The organism is Streptomyces sp. NPDC006739 (genome assembly GCF_042869815.1).
GTDB lineage: Bacteria > Actinomycetota > Actinomycetes > Streptomycetales > Streptomycetaceae > Streptomyces.
In genome coordinates, this window is the sequence record NZ_JBIAGM010000003.1 from 217,820 (window position 1) to 237,825 (window position 20,006).

The 20,006-nt window shown below is 73.5% G+C and carries 19 protein-coding genes; 13 read left to right on the forward strand and 6 right to left on the reverse strand.

Annotated features, from left to right (window positions below):
* Positions 1-9: 9 nt before the first annotated feature.
* Both ddaH and ACFYMM_RS07580 read left to right on the forward strand, forming a co-directional pair.
* Positions 10-786: a dimethylargininase gene (gene ddaH, locus ACFYMM_RS07575; RefSeq protein ID WP_388384842.1), complete on the forward strand. Its 777-nt coding sequence runs from the start codon at positions 10-12 to the stop codon at positions 784-786.
* A gap of 237 nt (positions 787-1,023) precedes the next feature.
* Positions 1,024-1,998, forward strand: coding sequence for an acyl-ACP desaturase (locus ACFYMM_RS07580; protein ID WP_388384843.1), 975 nt, complete (start codon positions 1,024-1,026; stop codon positions 1,996-1,998).
* A 10-nt stretch (positions 1,999-2,008) separates the two neighbouring features.
* On the opposite strand, the gene ACFYMM_RS07585 is transcribed toward ACFYMM_RS07580, so the two are convergent.
* A complete protein-coding gene (locus ACFYMM_RS07585) occupies positions 2,009-2,254 on the reverse strand; it encodes a WhiB family transcriptional regulator (protein WP_388384844.1) in 246 nt (81 codons plus the stop codon).
* 201 nt (positions 2,255-2,455) lie between these two features.
* Here ACFYMM_RS07585 and ACFYMM_RS07590 point away from each other — a divergent pair, with 201 nt between their 5' ends.
* Positions 2,456-3,247 carry a VOC family protein gene (locus ACFYMM_RS07590; RefSeq protein WP_388384845.1) on the forward strand — a complete coding sequence of 264 codons (792 nt, stop codon included), beginning with the start codon at positions 2,456-2,458 and terminating at the stop codon, positions 3,245-3,247.
* A 28-nt stretch (positions 3,248-3,275) separates the two neighbouring features.
* On the opposite strand, the gene ACFYMM_RS07595 is transcribed toward ACFYMM_RS07590, so the two are convergent.
* Positions 3,276-4,301 (reverse strand): LacI family DNA-binding transcriptional regulator, encoded by a 1,026-nt coding sequence (locus ACFYMM_RS07595; RefSeq protein WP_388384846.1) that lies wholly within the window; start codon positions 4,299-4,301, stop codon positions 3,276-3,278.
* A gap of 70 nt (positions 4,302-4,371) precedes the next feature.
* Entirely contained in the window at positions 4,372-5,394 is a 1,023-nt protein-coding gene (gene ligD / locus ACFYMM_RS07600) for a non-homologous end-joining DNA ligase (RefSeq protein WP_388384847.1), read from the reverse strand.
* A gap of 94 nt (positions 5,395-5,488) precedes the next feature.
* On the opposite strand from ligD, the gene ACFYMM_RS07605 reads away from it, so the two are divergent.
* A complete protein-coding gene (locus ACFYMM_RS07605; protein WP_388384848.1) occupies positions 5,489-6,553 on the forward strand; it encodes an ATP-dependent DNA ligase in 1,065 nt (354 codons plus the stop codon).
* Between the two features lie 34 nt (positions 6,554-6,587).
* On the opposite strand, the gene ACFYMM_RS07610 is transcribed toward ACFYMM_RS07605, so the two are convergent.
* Complete coding sequence (locus ACFYMM_RS07610; protein ID WP_388384849.1) at positions 6,588-7,778, reverse strand: zinc-dependent alcohol dehydrogenase; 1,191 nt, start codon at positions 7,776-7,778, stop codon at positions 6,588-6,590.
* Between the two features lie 99 nt (positions 7,779-7,877).
* On the reverse strand, positions 7,878-8,342 hold the full coding sequence (locus tag ACFYMM_RS07615) for a MarR family winged helix-turn-helix transcriptional regulator (RefSeq protein WP_388384850.1): 465 nt from the start codon (positions 8,340-8,342) through the stop codon (positions 7,878-7,880).
* Between the two features lie 184 nt (positions 8,343-8,526).
* On the opposite strand from ACFYMM_RS07615, the gene ACFYMM_RS07620 reads away from it, so the two are divergent.
* From ACFYMM_RS07620 to ACFYMM_RS07655, 8 genes are all read left to right on the forward strand, one after another.
* Positions 8,527-9,282, forward strand: coding sequence for a CoA transferase subunit A (locus ACFYMM_RS07620; protein ID WP_388384851.1), 756 nt, complete (start codon positions 8,527-8,529; stop codon positions 9,280-9,282).
* Positions 9,282-9,929 carry a CoA transferase subunit B gene (locus ACFYMM_RS07625; protein ID WP_388384852.1) on the forward strand — a complete coding sequence of 216 codons (648 nt, stop codon included), beginning with the start codon at positions 9,282-9,284 and terminating at the stop codon, positions 9,927-9,929. Before ACFYMM_RS07620 ends, ACFYMM_RS07625 begins: the two co-directional genes overlap by 1 nt.
* A 5-nt stretch (positions 9,930-9,934) precedes the next feature.
* Positions 9,935-11,137 (forward strand): thiolase family protein, encoded by a 1,203-nt coding sequence (locus tag ACFYMM_RS07630; RefSeq protein WP_388385292.1) that lies wholly within the window; start codon positions 9,935-9,937, stop codon positions 11,135-11,137.
* 20 nt (positions 11,138-11,157) lie between these two features.
* Positions 11,158-11,931: a protocatechuate 3,4-dioxygenase subunit beta gene (gene pcaH, locus ACFYMM_RS07635; RefSeq protein ID WP_388384853.1), complete on the forward strand. Its 774-nt coding sequence runs from the start codon at positions 11,158-11,160 to the stop codon at positions 11,929-11,931.
* A gap of 5 nt (positions 11,932-11,936) precedes the next feature.
* Positions 11,937-12,542 carry a protocatechuate 3,4-dioxygenase subunit alpha gene (pcaG, locus tag ACFYMM_RS07640; RefSeq protein ID WP_388384854.1) on the forward strand — a complete coding sequence of 202 codons (606 nt, stop codon included), beginning with the start codon at positions 11,937-11,939 and terminating at the stop codon, positions 12,540-12,542.
* Positions 12,539-13,870, forward strand: a complete 1,332-nt coding sequence (gene pcaB, locus ACFYMM_RS07645; RefSeq protein ID WP_388384855.1) for a 3-carboxy-cis,cis-muconate cycloisomerase — start codon at positions 12,539-12,541, stop codon at positions 13,868-13,870. Before pcaG ends, pcaB begins: the two co-directional genes overlap by 4 nt.
* Positions 13,867-15,000, forward strand: a complete 1,134-nt coding sequence (gene pcaD, locus ACFYMM_RS07650; RefSeq protein ID WP_388384856.1) for a 3-oxoadipate enol-lactonase — start codon at positions 13,867-13,869, stop codon at positions 14,998-15,000. The genes pcaB and pcaD overlap by 4 nt, the downstream gene beginning before the upstream one ends.
* A 98-nt stretch (positions 15,001-15,098) precedes the next feature.
* A complete protein-coding gene (locus ACFYMM_RS07655; protein WP_388384857.1) occupies positions 15,099-15,890 on the forward strand; it encodes an SDR family NAD(P)-dependent oxidoreductase in 792 nt (263 codons plus the stop codon).
* A gap of 57 nt (positions 15,891-15,947) precedes the next feature.
* Here the strand turns inward: ACFYMM_RS07655 and ACFYMM_RS07660 are convergent, their stop codons facing one another.
* On the reverse strand, positions 15,948-18,632 hold the full coding sequence (locus tag ACFYMM_RS07660; protein WP_388384858.1) for an ATP-binding protein: 2,685 nt from the start codon (positions 18,630-18,632) through the stop codon (positions 15,948-15,950).
* Positions 18,633-18,842: 210 nt separating this feature from the next.
* Here ACFYMM_RS07660 and ACFYMM_RS07665 point away from each other — a divergent pair, with 210 nt between their 5' ends.
* Positions 18,843-19,991, forward strand: coding sequence for an anhydro-N-acetylmuramic acid kinase (locus tag ACFYMM_RS07665; protein ID WP_388384859.1), 1,149 nt, complete (start codon positions 18,843-18,845; stop codon positions 19,989-19,991).
* The last annotated feature ends 15 nt before the right edge of the window (positions 19,992-20,006 follow it).

The following is a 20,006-nucleotide window of genomic DNA, read 5'->3' on the forward strand; positions in this document are numbered from 1 at the left end:
GAGACCCCAGTGCCCAGCAAGAAGGCCCTCGTCCGCCGCCCCAGCCCGCGCCTCGCCGAAGGGCTGGTGACGCACATCGAGCGGGAGAAGGTCGACGTGGACCTCGCCGTCGAGCAGTGGGAGGCGTACGTCGAGGCGCTGCGCACGCACGGCTGGGAGACGATCGAGGTCGACCCGGCCGAGGACTGCCCGGACTCGGTGTTCGTCGAGGACACCGTCGTCATGTACAAGAACGTGGCGCTGATCACCCGGCCCGGGGCCGAGTCCCGGCGCGAGGAGACGGCCGGGGTCGAGGAGGCGGTGGCGCGCCTGGGGTGCTCGGTGAACTGGATCTGGGAGCCGGGCACGCTGGACGGCGGTGACGTCCTGAAGGTCGGCGACACGATCTACGTCGGCCGGGGCGGGCGCACCGACGCGGCGGGCGTGCAGCAGCTGCGGGCCGCCTTCGAGCCGCTGGGCGCGCGGGTGGTCGCGGTGCCGGTGACCAAGGTGCTGCACCTGAAGTCGGCGGTGACCGCGCTGCCGGACGGGACCGTCATCGGGCACATCCCGAAGGTGGACCGGCCCTCGCTGTTCCCGGGTTTCCTGTCGGTGCCCGAGGAGGCCGGCTCGCACGTGGTGCTGCTCGGCGGGAGCAAGCTGCTGATGTCGGCGAGCGCCCCGAAGACCGCGGAGCTGCTCACCGACCTGGGGTTCGAGGTCGTCACGGTGGACATCGGCGAGTTCGAGAAGCTGGAAGGCTGTGTGACATGCCTCTCGGTGCGGCTGCGGGACTTGTACGCCTGACCGGGTGATGCCCCGGCCCGTCGAGCCCCGGGACCTGCGCGTCCCGGGGCTTCTTGGCATGTCCGCGAAAGCCTGGGGAACACGGCCTGATCAGCGATCTTTACAACGAACTTAAACCGCGGCGTCATAACCTACGGATTCGTAGCCTACGATCGCGTAGGTTCCGGCACCGCTCGCCGGTCCGTCCCCCGGGCCACCGGGTCCCTCCCTCCCTGTTCGGCGTCCCCTGGAGTCTCCATGACGATCACTTCCCCTCACCTCGGCAGCTCTTCCGTCTGGACCGACGCGCGGCTGCTGTACGCCCTGGAGGAAGTGGTCGAGCAGGAACTCAACCGGCATCTGAAGGTCGCCAAGGACTGGATGCCGCACGAGTACGTCCCGTGGGGCGACGGCCGCAACTTCCCGGGCCTGTTCGAGGACGGCGAGGCCTGGGACAAGGAGCAGTCCAAGGTCACCGAGGTCGGTCGCATCGCGCTGGTGGTCAACCTCCTCACCGAGGACAACCTGCCCAGCTACCACCACGAGATCGCCTCGCTGTTCGGCCGGGACGGCGCCTGGGGCACCTGGGTGCACCGCTGGACGGCGGAGGAGGGCCGGCACGGCATCGTGATGCGCGACTACCTGCTCGCCTCGCGCGCGGTGGACCCGGACAAGCTGGAGCAGTTCCGCATGGCCCACATGAGCGAGGGCTTCGAGTCCGACAACCGTCACTCGATGCTGCACTCGGTCGCCTACGTCGCCTTCCAGGAGCTGGCGACCCGGATCTCGCACCGCAACACCGGCCACCAGTCCGGCGATCCGGTCTGCGACCGGATGCTGTCGCGCATCGCGACCGACGAGAACCTCCACATGGTCTTCTACCGCAACCTCCTGAAGGCCGCCTTCGAACTCGCCCCCGACCTGACCATGCAGGCGGTCCGGGACGTCGTCGTCAACTTCCGCATGCCCGGCCACGGCATCCCCGGCTTCGAGCGCGCCGCCGCGCAGATGGCGATCGGCGAGGTCTACAACCTGCGCATCCACCACGACGACGTCATCCAGCCCGTCCTGCGCTTCCTGAAGGTCCTGGAGATCGACGGCCTCGGCCCCGAGGGCCGCCAGGCCCAGGAGGAGCTGGGCATGTTCATGGGCGGCCTGGACGCGGAGGCACTGAAGTTCGACGAGAAGCTGGCCGCCCGCAAGGCCCGGATGGCGGCCCGCGCGGGAGCCTGACCCTGGCGGCTCAGTGGGCGGTGCGCCGTAGTTCCAGGCGTTCCTTCTCGGACAGGCCGCCCCAGACGCCGAAGCGTTCGTCGTTGTCGAGGGCGTAGTCCAGGCAGACGGAGCGTATCTCGCACATGCCGCAGATGCGCTTCGCCTCGCGTACCGAGCTGCCGGGCTCGGGGAAGAAGAAGTCCGCCCCGGTCTGCGCGCACAGGGCCTGCGTCTGCCAGGCGGTGTCGGCCGGGGTGATCGTTTCGATGTGCATGGCCAGGATCGTGCCGCGCGGTGAAAAACGTTCGATCAACGCCGGGTCAACGCCGCGCCCGGGGCCGTCGGCCGCCCCGATGATGCTCCGGACGAGCCCGGCCGCGCACGGCGGCGCGCCGTCGCGTTCCGGCGGCGATCGTCAGTGGGCGGTGCCAGACTCGGGGGTGCAGAGAACGGGACCCTTGCGAGGAGGGCGAAGATGCTCACCACCCGTTTCGTCAACGGCGCTCCGAACTGGATCGACGTCGGCACACCCGACATCGACGGCGCCGTCTCCTTCTACGGCGGCCTCTTCGGCTGGCGGTTCCGGTCGGCGGGGCCGGACGCCGGCGGTTACGGCTTCTTCCAGCTGGACGGCCGGACCGTCGCCGGTGGTATGCAGACCGCCGCCGGGCAGGGTCCGCCGGCCTGGACCGTGTACTTCCAGAGCGCGGACGCGCAGGCCACCGCCAAGGCCGCCGAGCAGGCGCACGGCAGCGTGCTCTTCCAGCCGGTCGACGTGATGGGGCAGGGCCACATGGCCGTGTTCGCCGACCAGGCGGGCGTCCCCTTCGGGATCTGGCAGCCCGGACAGACCAAGGGCGTGGACGCGGCGAACGAACCGGGTGCGCTGTGCTGGGTCGAGCTGTACACGCCGGACATCGCCGCCGCGGCCGCCTTCTACCGCCAGGTGCTCGGCCTGGAGACCTCGGCGGTGCCCTTCCCCGGCGGCACCTACACCTGCGTCAACCCGGCCGAGGGCGGGGAGGACGCCATGTTCGGCGGTCTGGTGCCGCTGGCCGACGACCCGACCGAGGCGGAGGCCGGCCCGTACTGGCTGCCGTACTTCGAGGTCGAGGACACGGACGCCGTGGTCGACGAGGCCCAGCGGCTGGGCGGCACGGTCCGCATGCCCGCGACGACCATGCAGGGAGTCGGCCGCATGGCCAAGCTCGCCGACCCCTACGGCGCCCGCTTCGCGGTGATCAGGAGCGAGCCGCCCCAGGGCTGAGGCGCACGCGTGAGGCAGCAGGGCGGCCCTAGGCCGAGGCTCGGTGTATCAGGGTGGTCGGCAGGATCACGCCCGCCGGGGGGTGGCCGGGGCCCCGGGTGGGTTGTTCGCGCAGGAGGAGGCGGGCCATCAGGCGGCCCATCTCCTCTATGTCCTGACGGACCGTCGTCAGGGGCGGCTCGCTCTGTTCGGCGACGGGCAGCATGTCGTCGAAGCCGATCACGGCGACGTCCTCGGGTATCCGCCGGCCGCTCTCGCGCAGCACGCGCAGGACGCCGAGCGCGGTGAGGTCGTTGGCGGCGAACACGGCGTCCACCTCCGGGCAGCGGTCGAGGAGTTCCCGCATGGCGCGCTCGCCCCCGCCCGGCGTGAAGTCGCCCGCCGCGATCAGCCGGGGGTCGGCGTCCGCCATCACGTCCCGGTAGCCCTCCAGCCGGTCCACCGCCGAGGTCTGGTCCAGGGGACCGGTGATGTGCGCGACCCTGCTCCGGCCGAGGTCCACGAGGTGGCGTACGGCCGCGCGGGCCCCGCCCCGGTTGTCGCTGTCGACGTACACGGCGCCGCGACTGCCGTCGCTCCAGCCGGGACGCCCCCCGAACACGGTGGGCACGCCCGCGCCCTGGATCAGCCCGGGCAGCGGGTCGTCGAGGTGCAGCGAGAAGACGAGGGCACCGTCGACGTGCCCGCCGGCGAGATAGCGGGCCACCCGCGCGTGGTCGTCGCGGCCCTCGGTCAGCAACAGCACCAGCTGGTTGTCGTGGGCCGTCAGCTCCTTGCTGATCCCGCGCAGTTGCAGGGCGAAGAAGGGGTCGGCGAAGACCCGGGTCTCCGGTTCGGCGATGACCACCGCGACGGCGTCGTGCCGCTTGGTCACCAGACTGCGGGCGGCCTGGTTGGGGACGTACCCGAGTTCCTCCACGGCCTGCCGGACCCGGGCGACCAGCGGCTCCCGCACCCCGTCCCCGCCGTTGACCACGCGCGACACGGTGGCCCGGGACACCCCCGCCCGCGCGGCCACGGCCTCCAGCGTGGGGCGCGACACTGCCTCGGTCACTTCGGGACTCCTCCTCGGCGGCTGTCGATCAGCATAGTCCCGGGGCCCGACGGCCCGGTGCGCCCGGCGATCACCGCTCCGGCTGCTCGCGGCGGGCCCGGCTCGGCTGGACCCGTTTCGGCTCGCCGGGCATCTTCGGGTACTCCGGCGGGTACGGCAGGTCGCCCAGACCGTGGTCGTGTTCGTCGCGGCGGGCCAGTTCCAGCAGCGCGTCCAGGGAGTAGGCGTGATCGTCCATGTCGGCGTGCACATCGCCGAGTTCGGCGAACCGGGCGGGCATGGTGGCCAGGTCGAAGTCCTGGGGCTGGGCGACGCCGACCTCCTCCCAGCGCAGCGGTGCGGAGACCGGGGCGTGCGGGCGCGGCCGTACGGAGTAGGCGGAGGCGATGGTGCGGTCGCGGGCCGTCTGGTTGTAGTCCAGGAAGATGCGGCTGCCGCGCTCCTCCTTCCACCACCTGATCGTCACCCGCTCGGGCATCCGGCGTTCCATCTCCCGGCCGACGGCGATCGCCGCGCGCCGCACCTGGGTGAAGGTCCAGCGCGGTTCGATGGGGACGAAGACGTGCAGGCCACGGCCGCCGGAGGTCTTGGGCCAGCCGCGCAGGCCGCCGAACTCGTCGAGCACGGCACGCAGTTCGTGCGCGGCGCGGACCGCGTCGGTGTAGTCGGTGCCGGGCTGCGGATCGAGGTCGATGCGGAGTTCGTCGGGGTGGTCGACGTCGGTGCGGCGCACCGGCCAGGGGTGGAAGGTGAGCGTGCCGTACTGCGCGGCCCACACCACGGCGGCCTCCTCGGTGGGGCACATCTCGTCGGCGGTGCGGCCGCTGGGGAAGGTGATGTGCGCGGTCGGGATCCAGGCGGGCATGCCCTTGGGCGCCCGCTTCTGGAAGAACCACTCGCCGCCCACCCCGTCCGGGTAGCGCTCCAGGGTCGTGGGGCGGTCGCGCAGGGCGCGCAGGATGCCGGGGGCGACGGCGGTGTAGTACCGGGCCAGGTCCAGCTTGGTGAAACCGCGCTCCGGGAAGAAGACCTTGTCCGGGCTGGACAGCCGCACGCTCCGGCCGGCCACCTCCAGTTCCACCGCATCACCCATGCGGCCACGGTAGGCGCCCCCCGCACGGCTCGCATACCGGGCGGCACCGGCCCATGCCAGGCGACGCGTGACGTATGCGAGCAGAATCGGACCCATGGATCTGCCGGTGATGCCCCCCGTGAAGCCGATGCTCGCCAAGTCGGTGGCGAGGATCCCGCCGGACATGCACTACGAGGCGAAGTGGGACGGCTTCCGGGCGATCGTGTTCCGCGACGGCGCCGAGGTGGAGTTGGGGAGCCGCACCGGAAAGCCGTTGACCAGGTACTTCCCGGAGCTGGTGGCGGCGCTTCGGGAGCGGGTGCCCGAGCGGTGTGTGCTGGACGGGGAGATCGTGATCGCGCGGGAGGGGCGGCTGGACTTCGACGCGCTGACCGAGCGCATCCATCCGGCGGACTCCCGGGTGCGGACGCTCGCGGAGCGGACCCCGGCGTCGTTCATCGCCTTCGACCTGCTGGCGCTGGCCGACGAGTCCCTGCTGGACGTGCCCCTCGCCGACCGCCGGGCGCTGCTGGCCCGGGCGCTGGAAGGGATGGGGCCGCCCGTCCACCTGGCGCCGGCGACGACCGACCTGGAGGTGGCCCGGCAATGGTTCGAGCGGTTCGAGGGGGCGGGCCTGGACGGGGTCGTCGCCAAGCCGCTCGGTCTGCGGTACCTGCAGGACGAGCGGGCCATGTTCAAGATCAAGCACGAGCGGACGGCGGACGTGGTGGTGGCGGGTTACCGCTTCCACAAGAGCGGGCCGGTGGTGGGCTCGCTCCTGCTGGGGCTGTACGACGACCGGGGCGCCCTCCAGCACGTCGGCGTGTCCGCCGCCTTCCCGATGAAGCGGCGGGCCGAACTGGTCGAGGAGCTGGAGCCGCTGCGCATGGACGACGTGGCCGGGCACCCCTGGGCGGCCTGGTCCGAGGAGGCCGCCCACGAGTCGGCCCGGCTGCCCGGGGCGCCGAGCCGCTGGTCGGGCAAGAAGGACCTGTCCTGGGTGCCGGTGCGGCCCGAGCGGGTGGCCGAGGTGGCGTACGACCACATGGAGAACGGGGCCCGTTTCCGGCACACGGCCCGCTTCCGCCGCTGGCGCCCGGACCGTACGCCGCGCAGCTGCACCTACGCCCAGCTGGAGGAGCCGGTGCGCTACGACCTGGCGGAGATCCTCGGACCGTGAGCCGCCGGGATCCCCGCCGGGGCCGCAGCGGTCCTCAGGGCCGCATGAGGATCTTGATCGCGCCGTCCTGCTTGCACTGGAACATCTCGTACGCGTGCGGTGCCTCGGACAGCGGCAGCCGGTGGGTGGCGAAGTCGTCGACGCCGAGCGGGTCCTCGTCGGTGAGGTAGGGCATGATGTCGTCGCTCCAGCGGCGGACGTTGGCCTGGCCCATCCGCATCTGGATCTGCTTGTCGAAGAGGGTGAGCATCGGCAGCGGGTCTGCCGTGCCGCCGTAGACGCCGGTCAGGGAGAGGGTGCCGCCGCGCCGCACCAGCTCGATGGCGGTGTGCAGGGCGGCGAGCCGGTCGACGCTGAAGCGCTCCGCGAGGGGGCCGCTCAGCATGCGGGGCAGCATGGTGGAGGCCTGCTGGGCCAGGCGGGCGACGGCGCTGCCGTGGGCCTCGGTGCCGACGGCGTCGATCACCGCGTCCGGCCCCCGGCCGTCGGTCTCGTCCCGGATGGCGTGGACCAGGGCCTTCTCGTCGTCGAAGGAGCGCAGGTCGTACGTCTCCACGCCCCGTCGGCGCGCCCGCTCCAGCCGCTCGGGCACCAGGTCGATGCCGAACACCCGCTCCGCGCCCCGGGCCCGGGCGATCCGGCAGGCCATGTCGCCGATCGGGCCGAGTCCGAGGACGGCGAGGGTGCCGCCGGCCGGGACGTCGGCGTAGGCGACCGCCTGCCAGGCCGTGGGCAGCACGTCGGAGAGGTAGACGAAGCGGTCGTCCGCCGGGCCCTCGGGGATCTTGATCGGACCGTACTGGGCCTGCGGGACGCGCAGGTACTCGGCCTGGGCGCCGGGCACGGCGCCGTACAGGCGGGTGTAGCCGAACAGGGCGGCGCCCATGCCCTCCCCGGTGACCTGGGTGGTCTCGCACTGGGTCTGCAGCCCGCCGGCGCACATGAAGCAGTGCCCGCAGGAGATCTGGAACGGCACCACGACCCGGTCGCCCGGTTTGAGGCCGGTGACCTCGGAGCCGACCTCCTCCACGATGCCGATCGGTTCGTGGCCGAGGATGTCGCCCGGTGTCATGAACGGGGTGAGCACCTCGTACAAGTGCAGGTCCGAGCCGCACAGGCCGCTGCTGGTGACGCGGATGACGGCATCGGTGGGCTGCTCGATCCGCGGATCGGGCACGGTGTCCACCCGCACGTCCCGCTTGCCCTGCCAGGTCACTGCCTTCATGGGTCCCGCTCCCTTCGGTCTCCGGGTGGCGGCCGGGTACCCGTACCGCCCCCGCCGAACCGAAGGGCGCTCGGCGCGAACCGGTCGCGGCCGGGCGGCTCAGCCGTGCGGTACCAGCGGTTCCGCGGGGTTGCGCAGCCCCTCCGCCGCGTCCGCGACCCGGCGGATGAGGTCGAGGAACTGGGACTGTTCCTCGGCGGAGAGCGGGGCGAGGAAGACCTGGTTCATCCGCGCCGTGCGCACGGTCAGCCTGCGGTGGGTGCGCAGGCCGTCCTCGGTCGGGCGGAGCAGGAAGCGGCGGCCGTCCCGTGCGTCGCGCACCTTGTCCAGCAGCCCCCGGCGGCCGAGCCGGCTGACGACCTCGGCGATGGTCGACCGGTCCAGGCCCACCCGCTCCCCCACCGTGCGCTGGTCCAGGCCGGGTTCCGCGACGAGTGCGTTCAGGACCGCGAACTGCGGCGAGGTGATCTCCTCGGAGACCATCGTGTTCCACAGCAGGTAGTGCGCCTGCTGGAGCCGCCGGGCCAGGTGCCCGGGGTGGGTGGTGATGTCCACCGCGGCCATGTGCACTCCCTCCACCGAATTGATAGGTGCACTGAACAATACTCGGGGCGGCGCCCAGCGTGTTACGAAGGCCGCTGCCCATCGGTCTGGCAGGTCTTGACGGTCGCCTGGTCCGGTGGCAGCGTGAGACTCCTCGCTGAAATACTCAGTGCGCTGATTAATTCGCAGAGATAGGGCTTCACGGATGGACAAGGTGGTCGCCACGGCCCTGGAGGCGGTGGCCGATGTGCCGGACGGCGCGACGCTCGCGGTCGGCGGCTTCGGACTGAGCGGTGTGCCCAACGTACTGATCCAGGCGCTGTACGAGCGCGGGACGACCGGTCTGGGCGTGGTCTCGAACAACTGCGGGGCGATGGACTCGGGTCTGGCGGTGCTGCTGGCCGCCGGCCGGATCGCCCGGGTGACCGGCTCCTACATCGGCGCGAACAAGGAGTTCGCCCGCCAGTACCTGGGCGGCGAACTGGAGGTGGAGCTGATCCCGCAGGGCACGCTCGCCGAGCGGCTGCGGGCGGGCGGCGCCGGGATCCCCGCCTTCTACACCCCGGCCGGAGTGGGCACACAGGTCGCGGAGGGCGGACTGCCGTGGCGCTACGACGGCGCGGGCGGGGTGGCGCTGGCCTCGCCGCCGAAGGAGGTGCGGGAGTTCGACGGCGTGGAGTACGTGCTGGAGCGGGGCATCCGCACCGACTTCGCGCTGATCCGGGCGGCCAGGGGCGACCGGCACGGCAACCTGGTCTTCAACAGGTCGAGCCGCAACTTCAACCCGCTGGCGGCGATGGCCGGGCGGGTGACGATCGCCGAGGTCGAGGAACTCGTCGAACCCGGCGGGATCGACCCGGACGCGGTGCATGTGCCGGGCATCTTCGTGCAGCGGGTGCTCGCCCTGACCCCCGGGCAGGCGGCGGACAAGAGGATCGAGCGGCGGACGGTGAGCGGCTGATGGCCTGGACACGTGAGCAGATGGCCGCCCGGGCCGCGCGCGAGCTGCGGGACGGCCAGTACGTCAACCTGGGCATCGGCCTGCCGACGCTGATCCCCAACCACCTCCCGGCGGGCGTGGAGGTGATCCTGGAGTCGGAGAACGGCATCCTCGGCACCGGCCCCTACCCCACCGAGGACCAGGTCGACCCGGACCTGATCAACGCGGGCAAGGAGACGGTCACGGTCCTGCCGGGCGCCTCCTTCTTCGACTCGGCGCTGTCGTTCTCGATGATCCGCGGCGGGCACATCGACGTCGCCGTGCTCGGCGCCATGCAGGTGTCCGCCAAGGGCGACCTCGCCAACTGGGCCGTCCCCGGCAAGCTGATCACCGGCATCGGCGGCGCGATGGACCTGGTGCACGGCGCCCGTACCGTCATCGTCGTCATGACGCACACGGCGAAGGACGGCTCGCCGAAGATCCTCGCCGAGTGCGCGCTGCCGCTCACCGGCAGGGCCTGCGTGGACCGTGTCATCACCGATCTCGGGGTGCTCGACGTGACGGACGAGGGCCTGGTGCTGGTGGAGACGGCGCCGGGGGTCGGCGTCGAGGAGATCGTGGCGAAGACGGCCGCCGAGGTCCGTGTCCCGGAGGAGATCGCGTCATGACGGCCCTGAAGGACGTCTACGTCGTCGACGCGGTGCGCACGCCCGTCGGCCGGTACAACGGCGCCCTGGCCACCGTCCGCCCGGACGACCTGGCCGCCCACGCGATCCGTGAACTCCTCGCCCGCACCCCCGAGCTGGACCCGGCCCGGATCGAGGACGTCTACTTCGGCAACGCCAACGGCGCCGGCGAGGAGAACCGGAACGTCGCCCGGATGGCCGCCCTGCTCGCGGGCCTGCCCACCAGCGTCCCCGGGGTGACCGTCAACCGGCTGTGCGCCTCCGGCCTCGAAGCGGTGATCCAGGCCGCCCGCGCCATCGCCCTCGGCGACGCGCACATCGCGCTGGCCGGCGGGGTGGAGTCGATGACCCGGGCACCGTACGTGCTGCCCAAGAGCGACCGGCCGTTCCCCGCCGGGCACGCCGAGCTGTACTCGACCACCCTGGGCTGGCGCATGGTCAACCCGAGGATGGACCCGCAGTGGACCGTTCCGCTGGGCGAGTCCGCCGAGCTCATCGCCGACAAGCACGGGATCGGCCGCGAACGGCAGGACGAGTTCGCCCTCGCCTCCCACCACAAAGCCGCGCGGGCGCGGGCGGAGGGTCTCTTCGACGCCGAGCTGGCGCCGGTGAGCATCCCCCGGCGCAAGGGCGACCCGGTCGTCCTCGACGCCGACGAATGCGTACGGCCCGACGCGTCCCTCGCCGCGATGGCGAAGCTGCCGCCGTCCTTCCGTACCGAGCGGGGCACGGTCACGGCGGGCAACGCCTCCCCGCTCAACGACGGCGCCGCGGCCCTGCTCCTCACCGACGAGGAGGGCCTCAGGGCCACCGGACGCGAGCCGCTCGCCCGGGTCACCGCCACCGGCGTCTCGGCCCTCGACCCGCACTACTTCGGACTCGCGCCCGTCGAGGCCGTCAACCGCGCCCTGGCCAAGGCGGGCCGGGGCTTCGACGACCTGTCGGTCCTGGAGCTGAACGAGGCCTTCGCCGCCCAGGTGCTCGGCTGTCTCGCCGAGTGGCCCGAGTTCGACCCGGCCGTCCTCAACCCCCAGGGCGGGGCGATCGCGCTCGGGCATCCGCTCGGTGCCTCCGGCGCCCGGCTCGCGGGCACCGTCGCCCACCAGCTCGCCCGGCGCGGCTCCGGCACCGGCGTCGCCACCCTCTGCATCGGCGTCGGCCAAGGCCTCGCCCTCGTCCTCGAACGCTGAAGGAAGCACCAGGAACCCCCATGGCTCTCACCCAGCAGGACATAGACCAGGAGATCGCGGCCGAACGCGCCGCGTACGAGAAGCGCGTCGCCGGCGGCGCGCCCGTCGAGCACCACCCGCGCCGCGACTACGCGCCGTACCGCTCCTCCGTACTGCGCCACCCCCTCCAACCGCTGGTCGCCATCGACACCGGCAAGGACCCGGAGCTGGTGGAGCTGCGCTCCCCGGCCTTCGGGGAGCGCGACATCACCGAGATCGACAACGACCTGACCCGGCAGCACACCGGCGAGCCGATCGGTGAGCGCATCACCGTCTCCGGCCGCCTCCTGGACGGCGCGGGCCGCCCCGTGCGCGGCCAGCTGGTCGAGGTCTGGCAGGCGAACTCGGCCGGCCGCTACGCCCACCGGCGTGAACAGCACGACGCCCCGCTGGACCCGAACTTCACCGGCGTCGGCCGCACCCTCACCGACGCGGACGGCCGCTACCGCTTCACCACGATCCAGCCCGGCCCCTACCCCTGGCGCAACCACGTCAACGCCTGGCGTCCGGCGCACATCCACTTCTCGGTGTTCGGTACGGCGTTCACCCAGCGGCTGGTCACCCAGATGTACTTCCCGAACGACCCGCTGTTCGCGTACGACCCGATCCTGCAGTCGGTGACGGACGACGCGGCCCGGCAGCGGCTGGTCGCGACGTACGACCACAGCCTGTCGGTGCCGGAGTTCTCCCTCGGCTACCACTGGGACATCGTGCTGGACGGCCCGCGGGCCACCTGGATCGAGGAAGGACGCTGACCACCATGACGAAGATCGACACGAGCGCCCCGGATGACGTGCTCCCCACCCCGTCGCACACGGTCGGCCCCTTCTACGGGTACGCGCTGCCCTTCCCCGGCGGCGGTGACATCGCCCCGATCGGCCACCCGGACACCATCACCCTCCAGGGGTACGTGTACGACGGCGAGGGGCGACCGCTCCCGGACGCCCTGGTGGAGCTGTGGGGGGCCGACCCGCAGGGCGACGTGCCGCAGGTCGACGGCTCCCTCCGGCGTGACCCGGCCACCGGCGGCCATCTGGGCCGCAACGGCGTGGAGTTCACCGGCTGGGGCCGGATCCAGACGGACGCCAACGGCCACTGGTACGCCCGTACGCTGCGACCGGGCGCCCGGGGCCGCAGCGCGCCGTACCTCAGCGTCTGCGTGTTCGCGCGCGGACTGCTCGTCCACCTGTTCACCCGGATCTATCTGCCGGGCGACTCGACGGCGCTCGCCGCCGACCCGCTGCTGGCCGGGCTGGACGAACGGCGGCGCGCCACGCTGATCGCCGCCGAGCAGGGCGAGGCGGCCTACCGTTTCGACATCCGCCTTCAGGGCGAGGGCGAGACGGTCTTCCTGGAGTTCCGGTGAACCCCGCACAGTCCGACGCCGGCCTGCTCGCCCCCGGGTGGGCCGGTTCCCCGGCCGCGAGCACGACGAGCGACACCGCCTTCCTGCGGGCGCTGCTCGACGCCGAGGCCGCCCTGACCCGCGCCCAGGCCGCGCTGGGGCTCGCCCCGCCCGAGGCCGTCGCGGCCGTGACGGAGGCGGCCGACCCGGCCCGCTTCGACCCGCGCTCGCTGGCGGAGCGGGCCCGTACCGGCGGCAACCCGGTGATCCCGCTGGCCGCCGACCTGACGAAGGCGGTGGGCGAGGAGTACGGTCCCTACGTCCACCGGGGCGCCACCAGCCAGGACATCATGGACACCGCCACCATGCTGGTCGCGGCGCGCACCCTGGACCCGCTGCTGGCCGATCTGGCCCGCACCGAGCGCGCCCTGGCCCGGCTGGCCGCAGAGCACCGGGACACACCGATGCCGGGACGCACACTCACCCAGCACGCCGTACCGACGACGTTCGGGCTGAAGGCGGCCGGCTGGCGCTCGCTCGTCCTCGACGCACGGGACCGCGTCACGCGGGTGCGGGACGCGCTTCCCGTCCAGCTGGGCGGTGCCGCCGGAACCCTGGCCGCCTTCGGGGCGTACGGCGCCGGGGACCCGCTCGCCCTGCCGGACGCCTACGCCCGCGAACTCGGCCTCGCCGCCCCCCTGTTGCCCTGGCACACCCTGCGCACGCCGATCGCCGACCTGGCCGGCTGCCTCGCCGTGACCGCCGGCGCCCTGGGCAAGCTCGCCGCGGACGTGCTCACCCTGTCCCGCACCGAGATCGGCGAGGTCGCCGAGGGCAGCGGCGGCGGGTCCTCGGCCATGCCGCACAAGGCGAACCCGGTGCGCGCCACCGTGATCGCGGCGGCGGCCCGGCGGGCGCCCCAGCTCGCGGCCACGTTGTACGGATCGCTGGCGGCCGAGGACGAGCGGCCGGCCGGCGCCTGGCACGCCGAGTGGGAGCCGCTGCGGGACCTGCTGCGGCTGGCCGGCGGCGCGGCCCGGGACGCCGCCGAGCTGACCGAGGCGCTCCGGGTGCGTCCGGAGGCGATGGCACGGCACCTCGGCCTCACCCGGGGGCTGATCGTCTCCGAACGCCTGTCCGTCGAACTGGCCCCCCTGCTCGGCCGCGCCCGCGCGAAGGAACTGCTCACCGAGCTGGTCCGCCGCGCCCACACCGAGGACCGCACTCTTCCCGAACTCCTCCGCGAGCAGCCCGAGTCGGCGGACCTGGACCTCGACGCCATCACCGACCCGGCCCGCTACACCGGTTCCGCCGCCGCCCTGACCGACCGTGCCCTGGAGCGACCGTGACCGATCTCCTCCTCCACCACCGCGCCGAAGGGGCGGCCTCCGCTCCCCCGCTGCTGCTCGGTCCCTCGCTGGGCACCTCGTACGCCCTGTGGGACGAGGTGGCGCCCGAGCTGTCGACGACCCACCGGGTGGTCCGCTGGGACCTGCCCGGGCACGGCGGTTCGCCCGCCGAACTGATCGGCCCCGGAGCGGAGGTCGCGGACCTCGCCGGCCTGGTGCTGGCGCTCGCGGACTCGCTGGGCATCGAGCGGTTCGCCTACGCGGGTGTGTCCCTCGGCGGGGCGGTGGGGCTGCATCTCGCCGTGCACCACCCCGAGCGGCTCTCCTCGCTGGCCGTCATCTGCTCCTCCGCCCACTTCAACGGCGCGCGACCGTGGCAGGAGCGGGCCGAGCGGGTGCGCCGGGAGGGGGTCGGGTGGCTGGCGGACAACGCCGACGCCCGCTGGTTCACTCCCGGCTTCACCGTCCCCCGGCTCGTCCGGGACCAGCGGGACGCGGATCCGCGGGCGTACGCCGCCTGCTGCGACGCGCTGGCCGCCTTCGACGTCCGCGAGCGGCTCGCCGACATCGCCGTACGCACCCTGCTGGTGGCGGGGCGGCAGGACCCGGCGACCCCGCCCGCCCATCTGCGGGAGATCGCGGACGCGGTGCCCGGGGCCACGCTGGTGGAGCTGCCGGGCGCCTCGCATCTGGCGCCCGCGCAGTGTCCCCGGGCGGTCGTGGCGGCGCTGCGCTCGCACCTCGACGGGGTGCCGGGGCGCGGGACGGCGGTGCGCCGGGAGGTGCTCGGCGACGCGCACGTCGACCGGGCGCAGGCCCGGCAGACCCCGTTCACCGCCCGCTTCCAGGACTTCATCTCGCGCTACGCCTGGGGCGAGATCTGGACCGATCCGACGCTCTCGCGCCGTGAGCGCAGCATGATCACGCTGACCGCGCTGGTCGCGCACGGCCACTACGACGAGCTGGCCATGCACGTCCGGGCCGCGCGGCGGGGCGGGCTGACGCCCGAGGAGATCGGCGCGGTGCTGCTGCAGACGGCCGTGTACTGCGGGGTGCCGGCGGCCAACTCGGCGTTCGCGACCGCCCAGCGAGTGCTCGCGGAGGAGGAGGAAGGCCCCGCCGAGAGCTGACGTGAGCCGCCTATCTGCCGGGATCCGTGGGTGCCCCCGCTGGTCGTAGCCACGACAGGACCACCCACCGGCCGTCGTGCCGTGCCTACGCTGGAGGCATGTCCACTGTCCTGATCACCGGCGCCACCTCCGGCCTGGGCCGGTACGTCGCCTTCGCGCTGGTCCGCTCCGGCCATGTCGTCCTCGCCCACGGCCGTGATCCGGAGCGTACCGGGCAGCTGGTCGAGGAGCTGCGCGCGCACGGCACGGCCGAGGGGTTCGTCGCCGACCTGGCCTCGCTGGCGCGGGTGCGCGAGCTGGGCTCCGAGGTCGCCGAGGCCCATCCCGAGCTGGACGTGCTGGTCAACAACGCGGGAGTGGGGGGCGGCCCGCCCGGCTCGGGGCGGGAGCTGAGCGCCGACGGGCACGAGCTGCGGCTCGCGGTGAACTACCTCGCGCCGGTCGCCCTGACCCGGGCGCTCCTGCCGGTGCTGCGCGCCGACACGCCCTCCCGGATCGTCAACGTCGGCTCGGCAGGCCAGGAGCCGCTCGACTTCGCGGACCCGGAACTGACGCGCGGCTACAGCGGTGTGTCGGCGTACTGCCGCAGCAAGTTCGCCCTGGCCGCGCACACCTTCACGCTGGCCGAGGAGCTGGCGGGCAGCGGTGTGTCGGTCAATGTGCTGCATCCGGCGACCTACATGGACACCGGGATGGTCCGGGAGAGCGGGATCACCCCGTGGAACACGGTCGCCGACGGGGCATCGGGCGTGCTGGCCCTGGCCACGGGCGAGGTGGGCTCCGGCGGTTACTTCGACGGCACCCGCCCGGCGCGGGCGCACGAGGCGGCGTACGACCCCCGGGTGCGCAGGCGGCTGGCCGTGGTCACCGACCAGCTGCTGACCGTGTGACACCGGGCCCCGCGGGCTGGGTCCCGGGGTACCCCGTGAGTCCGGAGCACACCCCTGTCACCGCAGCCCCCGTCCCGACTCCAGCACCTCCCTGGCCTGCGCCACCAGACCGTCGGCCCCGCAGGAGCGGGCGAGCGCCAGGCCCCGGTTCAGTTCGGCGACCGAGCGGGCGGCGATGCCGTACTCGACCCGGGCCGCCGCGTGTTCGTACTGGCAGGGCGAGGCCTCCAGGTAGGCGACGGCCTGGGCGGCGAGCCGTACCGCCCGCTGGCCGGTCTCCAGAGCGGCGGCGCAGCGCAGGGCCTCGCCGATGGCGGTGTCCGTACCGAAGCGTTCGGCGTGGCGGCGGGCGTCGGCGGCGAGCTGGGCGGCCCGGACCGGGTCCTTGACGGCGAGGGCCCGGGCGAGGTCGACCGCCCAGGAGACCAGCACCGGATTGTGGTGGCCGCGTACCGCCGCCGCCTTGCCCGCGGCCTCCAGTTCGTTGATGCCCTCCTCGGTGCGGCCGACGGCGAGCAGCAGTCGGCCGCGCACCGAACGGGGGTCGGGCAGCACGATGGTGGACGGGTAGGGCGGGGTGAAGCCGTACTGCTCGGCGATCGACCAGGCCTCCGCGACGTTGCCCCGGGCGAGCAGGGTGTCGACGAGGTTGCAGGTGGCGGTCCAGTACAGGGGCAGACCGCGTCCGACGTGCTCGGCGAGGTTCAGCGACTCGCGCAGCGACGCCTCCGCCTCCCTGAGCCGGCCCCGCCTGCGGTGGCCGAAGCCGACGTAGGCGTGGGCCAGGGCGAGGTGGCCGCCGCTCCAGTGGGCGCTCTCGTAGGTGCGCAGCGCCTCCGTGTACAGGGCCTCGGCGCGGTCGAGCCGGTCGGTGTAGGCGTAGGAGTTGGCCAGCATCAGCAGGAGTTCGATGCCCCACTCGGTGTCGGTCCAGCCGAGTCCCGGCGCCAGCCGGCCGTTGACCAGGGCGCGGTCGCTGAGTTCGACGACCTCCTCGGCGCTCTCGCCGTGGGTCATGGCGTCGAAACCGCGCAGGATGAGCAGCGCGCGCTCGGAGTTGTCCCGGCCGGAGCACATCCGGGCGAGTTCGACGAGGCGCTCCGAGCGTTCCGGTGAGGTGCCCTCGCCCGCGTAGATGCCCTCCCACATGTACTGCACGGCCTGCAGCCGCATCCGGGCCGGACCCGGCTCGTGCCGGGCGGCCTCGGCCTCGACCGTGCGGACGGCCTCCTCCAGCTGGTCGTTGTGGAGCAGGGCCTGGGAGAGGCGGACGACGGCGTCGAGCCGTTGGTCGCCTTCGAGGCCGGGCATGGCGAGGGCGGTCCGCAGATGGCCGATGGTGGTGGCGGGCGCGGTCAGCAGGGTGGCGCAGCCCAGTTCGTAGAGCACGTGCGCGTGGACCTCGGCGCGGGGCGGCTCGACCAGGGCGCGCTCCAGACAGCGGCGGGCCGCGTCCGGGGCGCCGACGGCGAGGTGTTCCCGGGCGGCCTCGCGCAGTTGCTCGACGAGTTCCTCGTCGTCGTCCGGGTGCACGATCAGGAGATGGCGGGAGGCCTCGGCGGCGCCCAGCCCGGAGTCGGCGACGATCTGGGCGGCGATGCCGTGCAGGGCGGTGCGCATGGCGGTCGGGATGGAGTTGTAGACGGCGGAGGCGATGAGCGGGTGGACGAACTCCAGGGCGCCGGGGTCCACCCGGGTGCCGGCCGGGTCGGGTTCGGTGAGGATGCGGGCGTTGCGCAGCAGTTCGGCGCAGCGCACGGCGTCGTCGAGGCTCATCGGGGCGAGCTGGGCGACCAGGTCGACGCTGATCCCGGCGCCGAGGATGGCGGCCGCCCAGGCGAACCGTACGGCGTCGATGCCGAGGCCCTCCAGGCGGGCGACCAGGCCGCCGCCCCGGGCGGCGCGGTTGAGGGCGCGCAGTTCGGCGGCGCGGGCCTCGACCGGTTCGAGTTCGCTGTCCTGGACCTTGGCGAGGAGTTCGACGGTCTCGTACGGGTTGCCGCCGGTGACGGCCCAGACCTCGCGGCAGAACGGGGCGTCGGCGTGCCGGCCCAGGGTGGCGCGGGTGAGCCCCGCGGCGGCGTCCGGGGTGAGCGCGCTCAGGTTGCTGACGGGGCCGCCCGCGGCGGCGGCCACCGACTCGAGCAGCCGGGCGCTGTCGCCGCCGACCTCGCCGGGGCGGCGGGCGACCAGGACCAGCACGGACAGGTCGTCCAGGCGCTCGGCGAACGCGGCGAGCCACCGCAGGGTCTCCTCGTCGGCCCAGTGTGCGTCGTCGATCAGCAGCACCAGCGGCCACTCCCGCTTGGCGAGCCGGCGTACGGCGGCGACCAGGCCGTCGCACACACTCTGCGGGTCGGGCTGCCGCTCGCCGGGTTCCGTTATGCCGAGGGCGGGGCCGGCGATCTCGTACCAGTCGCCCAGGTACTCGCGGGCCTCCCCGGGGAGCAGGGAGACCAGCGCGGGCTGCAGCAACTGCCGTACGACGTTGAAGGGAACGGACTTCAGGGTCTCGCCGCCGCGCGTGGACCACACCGTGCAGCCGCGCCGCTCCGCCATGCGGCGGGTCTCGGCCAGCAGCGCGGTCTTGCCGAGGCCGGCCTCGCCCCGGAAGACCAGCAGGCTGCCCGAGGACGACCGGTCGGCGCACAGGACGTCGAGCGCCCGTGTGACGGTGGCGAGCTCGGTGTCGCGCTCCCACAGGGAGGCCGAGGCGGCCGCGGGCGGCCGTTCCTCCGTCATCCCGTTACCTCCCCAAGTCGCCCGAATGACGTACAGACCACGAGCGTAGCCCTCCGGTTGGCTGTGTGGAGGCCGGTCCGGGCAGGTGTTGCCGTGATGGGTGAACGAAGGGGCGGGGAGGCGACGGACGCGGCCCCCGACCAGGCGAGTTCGGCGTGCACGGCATTCTCGCCGCGGTCCTCGCGCACGGAGAGAGAGGCGGGTTGACGGGTGCTGGTGATCGGGCTGATGTCCGGGACGTCGTACGACGCGGTGGACGCGGCGGCGGCCGAGGTGCGCCTCGACGGGGACACGTTGCGGCTCAGGCCGCTGGGCATGGTGAGCGCGCCCTACGACGACGACCTGCGGGATGCCCTGGCGTCGGCGCTTCCCCCGGCGGCCGTGCCGGTCGGCGAGGTGTGCCGGCTCGACACCCGGATCGGGCAGGCCCTGGCGGCGGCGGCCGTGCGGGCCGATGCCGAACTCTGCGAAGGGAAGGCGGAGTTGGTGGCCTCGCACGGGCAGACCGTCTTCCACTGGGTGGACGGCGGCCGGGTGCGCGGCACGCTCCAGCTCGGGCAGCCCGCCTGGATCGCCGAGGCGACGGGACTGCCGGTCGTCGCCGACTTCCGGCCCCGGGACGTCGCGGCCGGCGGTCAGGGAGCTCCCCTGGTGGCTCTGGTGGACACGTTGTGGCTGCGGGGCAGGCCGGGCACGCCGGTCGCGCTGAACATCGGCGGGATCGCCAACCTGACGGCGCCCGACGGGACGGCCTTCGACACCGGGCCGGGGTGCGCGCTGCTGGACGCGGCGGCACGGGAGTTCAGCGGCGGCCGGCTCGACCACGACGCCGACGGCGCGCTGGCCGCCCGGGGCCGGCCGGACGGGCCGCTGCTGGAACGGCTGCTGGCCGAGCCCTACTACACGCTGGCGCCGCCCAAGACCACCGGCAAGGAGCTGTTCCACGCGGGCTATCTGCGGGCGGCCGGCCTCGGCGGCCTGACCGCCGAGGACGCCCTGGCGACGCTCACCCTGCTGACGGCCCGCACGGTCGCGGACGCGGTACGGGCGGTGGGGGCGACGGAGGTGATCGCCTCGGGCGGCGGCACCCGCAACCCGGTCCTCATGTCGCTGCTGCGCGGCCGGCTGCCGGGAGTGCCGGTGCGCACCTCCGACGAGCTGGGGCTGGATCCGGCGGCCAAGGAGGCGTACGCGTTCGCCGTGCTGGGCTTCCTCACCGCGCACGGCCTGCCCGGCACCGACCCGGCCGGCACGGGGGCCAGGCACCCCAGCGTCCTCGGATCGCTGACGCCGGGCCGGGGCGGACTGCGGCTGCCCCCGCCCGCACGGCAGGGCCCGGTACGGCTGAGGCTGGAGTGAGAGCGGGGACCGGAA

What these genes read in the sequence shown, in the direction of transcription:
- ACFYMM_RS07580 (WP_388384843.1), top strand. Translation starts at nt 1,024, where the DNA reads ATGACGATCACTTCCCCTCACCTCGGCAGCTCTTCCGTCTGGACCGAC.
- ACFYMM_RS07585 (WP_388384844.1), bottom strand. Translation starts at nt 2,254, where the DNA reads ATGCACATCGAAACGATCACCCCGGCCGACACCGCCTGGCAGACGCAG.
- ACFYMM_RS07590 (WP_388384845.1), top strand. Translation starts at nt 2,456, where the DNA reads ATGCTCACCACCCGTTTCGTCAACGGCGCTCCGAACTGGATCGACGTC.
- ligD (WP_388384847.1), bottom strand. Translation starts at nt 5,394, where the DNA reads ATGGGTGATGCGGTGGAACTGGAGGTGGCCGGCCGGAGCGTGCGGCTG.
- ACFYMM_RS07605 (WP_388384848.1), top strand. Translation starts at nt 5,489, where the DNA reads ATGGATCTGCCGGTGATGCCCCCCGTGAAGCCGATGCTCGCCAAGTCG.
- ACFYMM_RS07610 (WP_388384849.1), bottom strand. Translation starts at nt 7,778, where the DNA reads ATGAAGGCAGTGACCTGGCAGGGCAAGCGGGACGTGCGGGTGGACACC.
- ACFYMM_RS07615 (WP_388384850.1), bottom strand. Translation starts at nt 8,342, where the DNA reads ATGGCCGCGGTGGACATCACCACCCACCCCGGGCACCTGGCCCGGCGG.
- ACFYMM_RS07620 (WP_388384851.1), top strand. Translation starts at nt 8,527, where the DNA reads ATGGACAAGGTGGTCGCCACGGCCCTGGAGGCGGTGGCCGATGTGCCG.
- ACFYMM_RS07625 (WP_388384852.1), top strand. Translation starts at nt 9,282, where the DNA reads ATGGCCTGGACACGTGAGCAGATGGCCGCCCGGGCCGCGCGCGAGCTG.
- pcaH (WP_388384853.1), top strand. Translation starts at nt 11,158, where the DNA reads ATGGCTCTCACCCAGCAGGACATAGACCAGGAGATCGCGGCCGAACGC.
- pcaG (WP_388384854.1), top strand. Translation starts at nt 11,937, where the DNA reads ATGACGAAGATCGACACGAGCGCCCCGGATGACGTGCTCCCCACCCCG.
- ACFYMM_RS07655 (WP_388384857.1), top strand. Translation starts at nt 15,099, where the DNA reads ATGTCCACTGTCCTGATCACCGGCGCCACCTCCGGCCTGGGCCGGTAC.
- ACFYMM_RS07660 (WP_388384858.1), bottom strand. Translation starts at nt 18,632, where the DNA reads ATGACGGAGGAACGGCCGCCCGCGGCCGCCTCGGCCTCCCTGTGGGAG.